General features: G+C 70.1%; 9 protein-coding genes and 2 pseudogenes. 3 read left to right on the top strand and 8 right to left on the bottom strand.

Going from position 1 to position 9437, the window contains the following annotated elements; translation table 11 throughout:
• The 3 genes and pseudogenes from C470_RS07460 to C470_RS07450 form a co-directional block, all read right to left on the bottom strand.
• Positions 1-180: pseudogene (locus C470_RS07460) on the bottom strand (kynureninase); the annotation flags it as partial.
• A gap of 71 nt (positions 181-251) precedes the next feature.
• A complete protein-coding gene (gene leuS, locus C470_RS07455; protein WP_008366376.1) occupies positions 252-2936 on the bottom strand; it encodes a leucine--tRNA ligase in 2685 nt (894 codons plus the stop codon).
• A gap of 90 nt (positions 2937-3026) precedes the next feature.
• Positions 3027-5387: a hypothetical protein gene (locus C470_RS07450; protein ID WP_008366375.1), complete on the bottom strand. Its 2361-nt coding sequence runs from the start codon at positions 5385-5387 to the stop codon at positions 3027-3029.
• Between the two features lie 641 nt (positions 5388-6028).
• Here C470_RS07450 and C470_RS07445 point away from each other — a divergent pair.
• Positions 6029-6427, top strand: a complete 399-nt coding sequence (locus C470_RS07445; protein ID WP_004598783.1) for a hypothetical protein — start codon at positions 6029-6031, stop codon at positions 6425-6427.
• Positions 6428-6433: 6 nt separating this feature from the next.
• Here the strand turns inward: C470_RS07445 and hisE are convergent, their stop codons facing one another.
• The 3 genes from hisE to C470_RS07430 form a co-directional block, all read right to left on the bottom strand.
• On the bottom strand, positions 6434-6796 hold the full coding sequence (hisE, locus tag C470_RS07440; protein WP_008366373.1) for a phosphoribosyl-ATP diphosphatase: 363 nt from the start codon (positions 6794-6796) through the stop codon (positions 6434-6436).
• Positions 6793-7386: a pyridoxal 5'-phosphate synthase glutaminase subunit PdxT gene (pdxT, locus tag C470_RS07435; protein ID WP_004598785.1), complete on the bottom strand. Its 594-nt coding sequence runs from the start codon at positions 7384-7386 to the stop codon at positions 6793-6795. The genes hisE and pdxT overlap by 4 nt, the downstream gene beginning before the upstream one ends.
• 121 nt (positions 7387-7507) lie before the next feature.
• Positions 7508-7669 (bottom strand): preprotein translocase subunit Sec61beta, encoded by a 162-nt coding sequence (locus tag C470_RS07430; RefSeq protein ID WP_004598786.1) that lies wholly within the window; start codon positions 7667-7669, stop codon positions 7508-7510.
• 189 nt (positions 7670-7858) lie between these two features.
• On the opposite strand from C470_RS07430, the gene C470_RS07425 reads away from it, so the two are divergent.
• Together C470_RS07425 and C470_RS07420 are read left to right on the top strand one after the other, a co-directional pair.
• The gene (locus C470_RS07425; RefSeq protein WP_004598787.1) at positions 7859-8128 is read left to right on the top strand and encodes a thioredoxin family protein; all 270 of its coding nucleotides are present in this window, start codon (positions 7859-7861) and stop codon (positions 8126-8128) included.
• Positions 8129-8225: 97 nt separating this feature from the next.
• Positions 8226-8375, top strand: a complete 150-nt coding sequence (locus tag C470_RS07420; RefSeq protein ID WP_006629440.1) for a 50S ribosomal protein L40e — start codon at positions 8226-8228, stop codon at positions 8373-8375.
• A gap of 261 nt (positions 8376-8636) precedes the next feature.
• Here C470_RS07420 and C470_RS07415 read toward each other — a convergent pair whose 3' ends face one another.
• Entirely contained in the window at positions 8637-9278 is a 642-nt protein-coding gene (locus C470_RS07415) for an MBL fold metallo-hydrolase (protein WP_008366370.1), read from the bottom strand.
• 79 nt (positions 9279-9357) lie between these two features.
• A pseudogene (locus C470_RS16420) lies at positions 9358-9437 on the bottom strand (IS6 family transposase); the annotation flags it as partial.

Here is a 9437-nt window from a genome sequence, read left to right as displayed (position 1 = left end):
AGATGTGTATAAGAGACAGATGTAGAGCAGGTCGTCCGGGATCCGGTACCGGTCCGCGAACGAGGCGAGCGGGTCGTTATCATCGAGGCGCGCAGCGAGCACGACGGGGTCGGCGTCGTCCGCGGAGCCGAGCCCCTCGCCCGCGAGCGCGTCTCGCGCGGGGGCGTACGGGTCGTCCATACACGAGGGCGCCGCGCCGGCGACTAAGCGTTTCCGGGGGCGGGCGGCGGTTTAAAAGGGCCGACCGAGCGCTACTCGACGATGTCGATGGCGGGGCGGCCGGGCTCGGCCTTGCTGACCACGCTCTCGTCGGCGTCCGCGGCGCGCTCGACGCGGACCGGCGCGTCGAACTCCCGCTCGATCAGCCACGCGGCCGCGCGTAAGGCGTCGTACTCGGCGTCGCCGTCGAGCGTCTCGCGGAGCGCCTCGCGGTTCGCCTGGAGGTCCTGCCCGTACGAGGCGGCGGCGTCCCCCTGCTCGCGGATGTGGCTCTCGCCCATCAGCTCCGAGATGAGGTTGTCGGCGTCGCTGTCGATCGCGATCTCCAGCGCGTCGTACTTCCAGTCGGGCGCGACGACGACGTCGATCCGCTCGGGGTCGTCGATGCCCGCGACCTCGACGATGTCGCGCACGTCCTCGCGGGTGTTCGCGACCAGCCGGCGCCGGCGCTCGACGGTGTCGCGGTCGACGCTCGCGGTCGGCCACTCGGCCTCGGCGACGAAGCCGTCGCGGCCGAGCGTCTCCCACAGCTCCTCGGCGAGGTGGGGCGCGACCGGCGCGAGCAGGCGGACCGCGACGTCGACGCCGCGCTCGAAGACGTCGGGGTGCGGGTCGGCGTGTTCGCGGTAGCTCCGGAGCGTCCCCACGAGGTCCTGCGCCTCGCGGAGCGCGACGTTGAAGGTGAGATCGTCGTACTCCGCGCCCGCGATGGCGACCGCGGCGTCCGTCTCGTCGGCGACGTAGTCGTCGATCTCGTCGCGGTCGGCGGCCTCGGCGTCGCCGTCGCCGGCGGTCGCCACGTCGCCCGCGGCGTACGCCTCGACGAGGTCGTTCAGTCGGGTCAAAAAGCGGTGGGTGGACTTGACGCCCTCCTCGGACCAGTCGAAGTCGCGCTCGGGCTGGGCGGCCTGCATCATGAACAGCCGCGCCGTGTCGGCGCCGTACTCGTCGACGATCCGCTGCGGGGAGACGACGTTCCCTTTCGACTTCGACATCTTCTCGCCCTCCAGCTGGACCATCCCCTGCGCCAGCAGGTTCGTGAACGGCTCGCGGTGCTCCAGCCCCTCCTCGTCGGCCAGCACCTTCGTGAAGAACCGCGAGTACAGCAGGTGCATCACGGCGTGTTCGATGCCGCCGACGTACTGGTCGACCGGCATCCAGTCGTTCGCGCGGTCGAGGTCGAAGGGGGCGTCCTCCAGGTCCGGCGAGACGTACCGCAGGAAGTACCACGAGGAGTCGACGAACGTGTCCATCGTGTCGGTCTCGCGGGTCGCGGCCCCGCCGCACTCCGGACAGGTCGTCTCCTGCCACTCGTCGGCGGCGTCCAGCGGGTTCCCGGTCGTGTTGATGAACTCCGGCAGCTCGACCGGCAGGTCCTCGTCGGGCACCGGCACGGCGCCGCAGTCGTCGCAGTGCACCATCGGGATCGGCGTCCCCCAGTAGCGCTGGCGGGAGATCCCCCAGTCGCGCAGCTGGTACTGGGTGCTCTCCGCGGCGCTGTCGATCGCTTCGGTGAGCCGTTCGCGGGCCGTCTCGCTGTCGAGCCCGCTGTACTCGCCGGAGTTGATGAGGACCCCGTCGTCGGTGAACGCCGCCTCGCTCACGTCCGGGGCCTCCGGGACGGTCTCGCCGTCCCACCCGTCCGGCTCCGGCGCGACGACGGGCCGGATCTCGACGCCCATCTTCTCCGCGAACGCGTGGTCGCGCTCGTCGTGGCCGGGCACCGCCATCAGCGCGCCCGTCCCCACGTCCGAGAGGACGAAGTCGGCGACGAAGACGGGAATCTCCTCGCCGGTGGCGGGGTTGGTGGCGGTGAGCCCGGTCGCGACGCCGTTCGGTTCGTCGCCGTCGGGGTCTGCCTCCTCCTCGATGAACCGCCGGACGTCGTCGTCCTCCTCGGCCAGTTCCTCGCTGATCGGGTGGTCCGGCGCGACCGCGAAGAACGTCGCCCCGTGGATCGTGTCGACGCGGGTCGTGAACGCCTCGACGGGGCCGTGACCGTCGACGTGAAAGTCCAGCGTCGTCCCGTACTGCCGCCCGATCCAGTTGCGCTGCATCTGTCGGACCGAGTTCGGCCACCCCTCAAGCTCGTCTATCGCCTCCAGCAGATCGTCGGCGTACTCGGTTATCTTCAGGAACCACTGGTCGAGCTCGCGGGTCTCGACGGGGGTGTCACAGCGCCAGCACAGCTCCGCGTCGCCCTCGACCTGCTCGTCGGCGAGGACGGTCTCACAGGAGGGACACCAGTTCACCTCGGCGTCGCGGCGCTCCACGAGGCCGGCCTCGTGGAAGCGGCGGAACAGCCACTGGTTCCACCGGTAGTACTCGGGGGTGCAGGTGGTGACCTCGCGGTCCCAGTCGTAGCCGAACCCCATCGACTTCATCTGGCCTCGCATCGTGTCGATGCAGTCGAACGTCCAGTCGCGGGGGTTGGTGTCGCGCTCCTTGGCGGCGTTCTCGGCCGGCAGCCCGAAGGCGTCCCACCCCATCGGGTGGAGCACGTCGTCGCCCCGCATCCGTCGGTAGCGGGCGTACGCGTCCGTGATGGTGTAGTTGCGGACGTGGCCCATGTGGAGCTTCCCGGACGGGTACGGGTACATCCCGAGGACGTACGTCGGGTCCGAGGCCTCGTCCGGGACGTGGTAGACGGCGGCGTCGTCCCACGCCTCCTGCCAGCGTTCCTCGACCGTCGCGTGGTCGTATCCCTCCTGAGACATCTGCTTATATACTCGTGGTCGGGTCGGCGTCGTATAGCTTTCCATCCGTTGGTGCGCGGTGGCACGGACTGGCGCTGGGCGCGGACCGTCCTACAGCTTCTCGGAGTTTTGCGCCTGCTCGACGCGCTTGGTCGCCTGTTCGATCCGCTTTCCGGTCGCGTTCGCCAGCCCCGGCGGGAGCCCCTCGCGCGCGGCGGCGAGCCGCTCTTCGATCCGGGCGATCCGGTCGACGACGTTCTCCAGCTGGCGGTCAGTCCCTTCCCTGTCGCCCTCGCGGGCGCGCTCCTCGGCCCGCTCCGCTTGGTCGACCGCGGCCGCGAGTGCCTTTTCGAGCCCGTTGACCGCGTTTGACGGACCGCCGCCGTCGCCTCCGCCGCCCGTGCCGTCGTCATCGTCGCCGTCGTCGCTCTCGGCCGCCGCGGCCGCGACCGCGGCGCGCGTCTCCTCGGCCACGTCCGCGACGTAGCCGGCGAGCGGGGCAGCCCCCGTCTCCGGGCGCTCGATCCGGATCGGGTCTTCGGTCTCGCCGGAGTCGTCGCCGTCGTCGCTGCCGGCTCCCGGTGGGTCCGGGTTGACGCGGTACGCGCCGACCTCGTCGTCGGCGTCGCGGACCTCGGTCGTGTACGCGCCGCCGGCGTGGACGTAGACCGCGTCGCTACCGTCGATCGCGGAGTCGTAGATCCGGCCCGCGAAGTCGTCCTCGACCGCGGTCCGGGTCAGGTCGGCGTCGCTCTCCGCGTCGTCGAGTTCCACCTTCCGCGCGTCCTCGCGGGCGACGAGCGGGATCTCGCCGTCGGCGCCCGCCCTCGTCACCGGCTCGTCCGCCGAGACGGTCAGGGTCTCGCTGTGGGGCGTCCGCCCGGCGCCGTTCACCGTGAGCCGGTGGTCGCCCTCGGGGACGCCGTTCGCGACCGCGACGCCGCCGGCGAACGTCGGGACCGCCTCGGGGTCGCTCTCGATCAGGACGAACGACTCGACGCCCGCGTCGGTCGCCGTCAGCCCCTCGCCGTCGGGCGCCTCGTCGGTCTCCGTCGCCCGCGTGACGCGCGCGACGACGCCGTCGAGCGCCCCGGCCGCGTCGTCGCCGAACGAGGGGTCGTCGGCGATCGCGTCGTACCGGGCCGCCAGTTCGGAGCGGTGGTTCCCGGCGGTGACGTCGAGCGCGGGGTTCTCGTAGCGCGGCTGCTCCCACGGGACGCCGGTGGTCGTGATGTGGCCCGCGACGGCGTCCTCGACGGCTTGGGGGACCGCGAACTCGAAGCTGAGCTGCGGGCCGGTGAACGCCGAGATGTCCTCCAGCTCGGCGCTCTCGACGAGCTCGTATTCGACGACCGACTCGGCGACCTCGTCGGCGAGCGCCGCGTCGTCGCCGTCGGCGGTCCCGTCTTCGCCGGTCCCGTCGCCGTCGGCGGTCCCGTCTTCGCCGGTCCCGTCGCCGTCGGCGGTCCCGTCTTCGCCCGACCGCTCGCCGTGTCGGTAGGCGATCCCCGTCTCCCGGAGCGGGAGGTCGGTCGGCGGCGAGCGCAGCGCGGCGAGCGAGCGGATCGTGAGGGCGCCGTCGACGAGCGACTCCTCGGTGACCGAGGGGAGGTCGGGGTGTTCGTAGATCGGCTCGCCCTCGTACTCGGGGACGACGAAGGGGAGCCGCGCGCCCTCGTCGCGGGGGAGGCCGTACGCGATCGGGATCCCGAGGAGGTCCTCGACCGTGTCGATCGTCGTGTTCGTGATGTCCGCGAGGAGCCCCTCCTCGCCGACGCGCCGGAAGCCGTCGGGGATCTCGTTGACCGAGAGCGTGCTGGAGTGGGAGCCGAGCTCGGGGAGGATTCGCGGGACCACGTCCGGGTCCGGGTCGAGGAACTCGTTGTTCGGCACGCTCCGGGAGTGGGAGCTGGCGACGTACAGCTGGGGGTCGCCCGTGTCGAGGTCGACGAAGACGTGGAGCACTTCCCAGTCGTGCCAGTGGAAGTTCGCGGTGAACTGGTCGAACGCGGAGTACATCCAGAACTGGACGACCGCGAGCGGGGAGTCCTCGTACCGCATCCCGTTGTAGAACACCGTCGGGTTCGGCGGCTCGCCCGTCTCGTCGTACCGCTCGTGGTAGCCGTCGAACGCCGCGAAGCCGTCGACGACCGTCTCGCCGTCCTCCTCGACCGTGTACGGGCGCGGGTCGGTCGGGAACCACGGCTCGGCGGCGTCGAAGTACAGCGTCGGCGCGAACCGCGCCGCGAGCTCGTCGAGCCGGTCGGTGTCGAGGTCGCTCGTCGCGGCGTCGTCCGGTTCCGAGCCGGAGCAGCCGGCGACCGCGGCGCTCCCGGCGCCCGCGAGCGCGCCCAGGACGGTCCGGCGGTCGACGCGAGTCCGACGGTCGACGCGGTTCGCGCTCGCTCCGTCGAACGCGTCGTCCGGATCGGTCTCGTTCTCGCCGTCGCGCTTGTCGGGTGCCCGATCCATCCTCTGTGGCGATGAGAGCCGGAGGAATAACCCTTCTGCCGCCTGCGCGCCGTTCGATCCGCTCGTCTGTCACGTCTCATAGCGGGAGTAGGTGTAGTACGTTGTGAGTGTGGTCGTTTATAAATAGAATTGAGGTGTTGCTGTCGGCTGTTTATAAATACTCGATGGTGCTGAGATGGTGGTCTCCAAAGCCCCAGTCGCGAGGCGGCCGCACGCTCGCTGCGCTCCTCACTCGGTCGCTACCGCTCCCTCGTTGCGGTGCTTACGTCGCCTGCGGCCGCCTCGCGACTGCCCCTTTGAGTCCCGCCCCGCCCGCTCAGCACCGCAGCCTCACCCCTCCCCAGCCTCGCCGCTCACGCCCTGCGGGCGTTCGCGGCGTCCCTCGCGGGCTGGCTCGCGGCCTCCGCTTCGCTCCGGCCGCTCGCAGGCGCGCCACTGCATCTCCTTTTATGAGCGATCGTCGCCGTCGCTCACAGCCATTTAAATACCGAATCGCTGCTACCGATCTGCGATACTCACTCCCGAAATCGGTCAAAGCGGTCTCCGTGGCGACCGACCGTTCCGACGACCACCGCCCCCGAATCGGGACGCCGCGGATCCGTGGGAGAAGGTATTTGCGGCCGGCAGCCCGACTCCGGGGCATGGACGGGAAGAAGGCCCTCTACTACGCGGCGATCGCGATCGCGGTGTTGATCGGGGTCAGCATCGTCGTGAGCGTGGTCTCGGCGATCTTGGGTCTCGTGTCGGCGATCGTTTCCGGGATCGCCTCCTTGGCGGTCCTCGCCGGAATCGTCTACGTCGCTTATAAAGCCGGCTCGTGGCTCCTCGGTGACGACGGGGACTCGATCGGCGCCGATTCGCTCGACTCGATCGGGTCGTCGTCGACCTCGGCCGACGCCGGCAGCAGCCGGCAGGACCGGCTCCGCCAACAGTACGTCGAGGGGCAGATCAGCGAGGCGGAGTTCGAACGCCGCATCGGCGAGGAGCTGGAGACCGAGGAGGTCGACGACATCGACCGCGAACTCGAACGCGAGCGCTGAGGGGATTTAAAAGCGGTCGCGAAGCTCCTCGCGGAGGTCGTCGACGTCGAGGTCCTTCATCGCGAACAACACGAGCAGGTGGTAGACGAGGTCGGCGCTTTCGTAGGTGAGCTCCTCGCGGTCGTCGTCTTTCGCCGCGAGGATCGCCTCCGTCGTCTCCTCGCCGATCTTCTCTAAGACGGCGTTTTCGCCCTTCTCGTGACTGAAGAGGGATGCGGTGTACGATCCCTCCGGAAGCTCTTCCTGCCGCGATTCGATGGTTGCGAACAGCTCGTCGAGGACGGCCTCGGACGGACCGTCCGGGTCCTCGTCGCTCTGGGGTTCCTCGTCGCTCTGGGGGTCCTCGTCGCCCTCGGTCGGACCGCTCACGCGACCACCTCCCGCTCGGGGAAGAACGCGAGGTCGTGGATCCGCGGGTCGTCGGTGAGCTCCGGGTGGAACGCGGTGGCGACCACCGGGCCGTCGCGCACCGCGACCGGGCGCCCGTCGACCGTCGCGAGCGTCTCGACGCCGTCGCCCACGTCGTCGATGGCGGGCGCGCGGATGAACACGGCGTGGAAGGGGTCGTCGAGCCCCGTGACCGGGACCTTCGCCTCGAAGGAGTCCTTCTGTCGTCCGAACGCGTTGCGGTCGACGGAGACGTCGACCAGCCCCAGCGGCTCGACCCGGTCGTCCTTCGCGTCGGTCGAACAGACGATGAGCCCGGCGCAGGTGGCGAGGACGGGCTTCCCGCTCGCGACGTGCGCTTCGATCTCGGCGGCGATCCCCTCGCGGCGGATCAGCCGCGAGATGGTCGTCGACTCACCGCCCGGCATGAGGAGGACGTCGCAGTCGGGGACGATCCCCGCGTCCCGGACCTCGACCACCTCGGCCGTCTCGTCGTGGGCGGCCGCGGCGTTGCGGACGGCGGCGGCGTGTTCGGCCACGTCGCCCTGAACGGCGATGACGCCTGCTTTCATACGGATCGATGGGGCGGGCGCGTGGAAAAAAGGCGCGTTACGCGGGCGGCGAGTTCACGGCCGGCCCGTCGGCGAAACGAGGGGTTGCGCGTCGGTAAAACGGAGACGGCGCGTCGAACGCTTACGCGACGGTCAGCGACAGGATCTGGACGAACACGCCGAAGAGGACGCAGAACGCGACGACCGTCTTGGGGTCGATCGCGATGGCGTTCCGGTCCTCGTTCTCGAAGTAGCGGACCAGTCCCGCGCTGGACATCAGCCCGCCGGAGTTGGAACCACTCATGTCCCGTTCTGGGCGGCGCCGGGTTCTAAACGTTTCGTTCGCCCGCCGGACGCAGCGGGCGCAACCGCCGCGCGGTCCGCCGGGCGCGCGCCTCCCGTCGGTTCCGTCGGCCTCGACGGGCCGCGATGACCGGGCGCACACACGAGTGGGAAACCCTTATGCGCGGGCCGGCGATAGTTGACGCCGACTATGACCGTTCGACTGCTGGATTTCCACGCCGAGTGGTGCGGCCCGTGTAAGACCCAAGACCCCATCCTGGAGGAGATTCAGGAGGACCTCGGCGACGCGTTCGAGCTCCAGAAGGTCGACGTCGACGAGGAGCAGGACGTCGCGAACCAGTACCAGGTCCGCTCGCTCCCGACGCTCATCGTCGAGAACGACGACGGCGTCGTCGACCGCTTCGTCGGCGTCACGCAGCGCGAGGACATCGAGGCCGCCCTCACCGAAGCGGGCGCCTAAAGCGGACGCCTGACGCGAGCTCTCGCTCGTACCCGTTCTCCTCGCGGCCGCCGCGGCGTCTCGCAACCTTTTACAGCACCGCCCGCACAGTAGTCGTATGGCCAGTTTCGACGCCGCCGAACGTCGCATGCTCGACCGACAGATCTGTATGCGCTGTAACGCCCGCAACGCCTCCGAGGCCGAGCGCTGCCGCAAGTGCGGCTACACCAAGCTCCGCCCGAAGGCGACCGAGCGCCGCGCCGCGTAATCCGGTCGACTCCGGGCCGGATTCGGCCCTTCTCGCGAGCTCTCCGCTCGACGGCCAGCCGCGCGTGCGCCTCACGCCTCCCCGGCCTCGTCGCTCGCGCTTAACAGTGCTCGCGACTCCAGCGAGAATCGAAGATTCTCTGGCAGTCGGGCGAAGCCCGACGACCTCGCGCGTGCGACTCGCGCCCTGCGGGCGTTCATCGCCACGCGCCGACGTGGGCGGTCGGTCTCGCCGCCGCTCGTTTTTAAATATGACTCCCGCTCACTCGTCCGGGTACTTCGGCTCGCGGCGCTCGGCGCGCTCCGTCGCGCGCTCGATCACCTCGCGGACGGTGTCCGGGCCGTCGGCCGCGCGGTAGACGTCGCCGTGGCCGGGGAACATCGCCTCGACGCTGTCGGGCATGCGGTCGAGGATCTCGTGGAGGCTCTCGACCAGGCGCTCGCGCGACTGGCCGGCCATGTCGGTGCGGCCGAACGAGCCGTCGTCGAAGGCGCCGTCGTTGTAGACGACCACGTCGCCGGAGTAGCACCGCTCCTCGCCGACGAGCGAGACGTGGTCGTCGGCGTGGCCCGGCGTGTGGACGACCTCGCAAGCCTCGCCCCCGACGAGGACCTCGTCGCCGTCTTGGAGCGCGACGTCGCGGCGCGGGTGGTCGGCGTACGCGAGCACTCTGGGGTCGAAGCGGTCGACCACGGCGTCGAGCTCGCCCACGTGGTCGCGGTGCTGGTGAGTCACGACGAGGCGGTCGAGGCCGTCGACGCCGGCGTCGTCGAGCGCGTCGGCGATGACCTCGTCCACCCCGGGCATCGTTCCCGCGTCGACGAGCGTCGTCGCGTCCCCGACGACGAGGTACGCGTTGCAGGTGAACTCCTCCGCGTCCGCGGTGACGGTGATCGGTTCCATGCCCGTACTCCCTCGCGGAGCGACAAAAGGGTACAGCCGCGGTCGCGCCCGCGCCCGCTCGGCTCTCGGTGGCCTCGCGTTAAGTTTGACGTGAATTGTGGTAGACGGCGAAGGCTTCGAGCCAGTTTTGAGCTGTCTCTAACGCGACATTGCTGAAAC

The sequence above is a fragment of the Halorubrum distributum JCM 13561 genome (assembly GCF_000337395.1).
GTDB lineage: Archaea > Halobacteriota > Halobacteria > Halobacteriales > Haloferacaceae > Halorubrum > Halorubrum distributum.
The sequence above is the reverse complement of the archived record's forward strand: the minus strand, read 5'-3'. Positions and strand labels throughout refer to the sequence as shown.

Bases quoted from the DNA above. Each gene is read 5' to 3' on its own strand.
- pdxT (WP_004598785.1), bottom strand. From the start codon at position 7,386: ATGAAAGCAGGCGTCATCGCCGTTCAGGGCGACGTGGCCGAACACGCC.
- C470_RS07415 (WP_008366370.1), bottom strand. From the start codon at position 9,278: ATGGAACCGATCACCGTCACCGCGGACGCGGAGGAGTTCACCTGCAAC.
- C470_RS07450 (WP_008366375.1), bottom strand. From the start codon at position 5,387: ATGGATCGGGCACCCGACAAGCGCGACGGCGAGAACGAGACCGATCCG.
- C470_RS07430 (WP_004598786.1), bottom strand. From the start codon at position 7,669: ATGAGTGGTTCCAACTCCGGCGGGCTGATGTCCAGCGCGGGACTGGTC.
- C470_RS07425 (WP_004598787.1), top strand. From the start codon at position 7,859: ATGACCGTTCGACTGCTGGATTTCCACGCCGAGTGGTGCGGCCCGTGT.
- leuS (WP_008366376.1), bottom strand. From the start codon at position 2,936: ATGTCTCAGGAGGGATACGACCACGCGACGGTCGAGGAACGCTGGCAG.
- C470_RS07420 (WP_006629440.1), top strand. From the start codon at position 8,226: ATGGCCAGTTTCGACGCCGCCGAACGTCGCATGCTCGACCGACAGATC.
- C470_RS07445 (WP_004598783.1), top strand. From the start codon at position 6,029: ATGGACGGGAAGAAGGCCCTCTACTACGCGGCGATCGCGATCGCGGTG.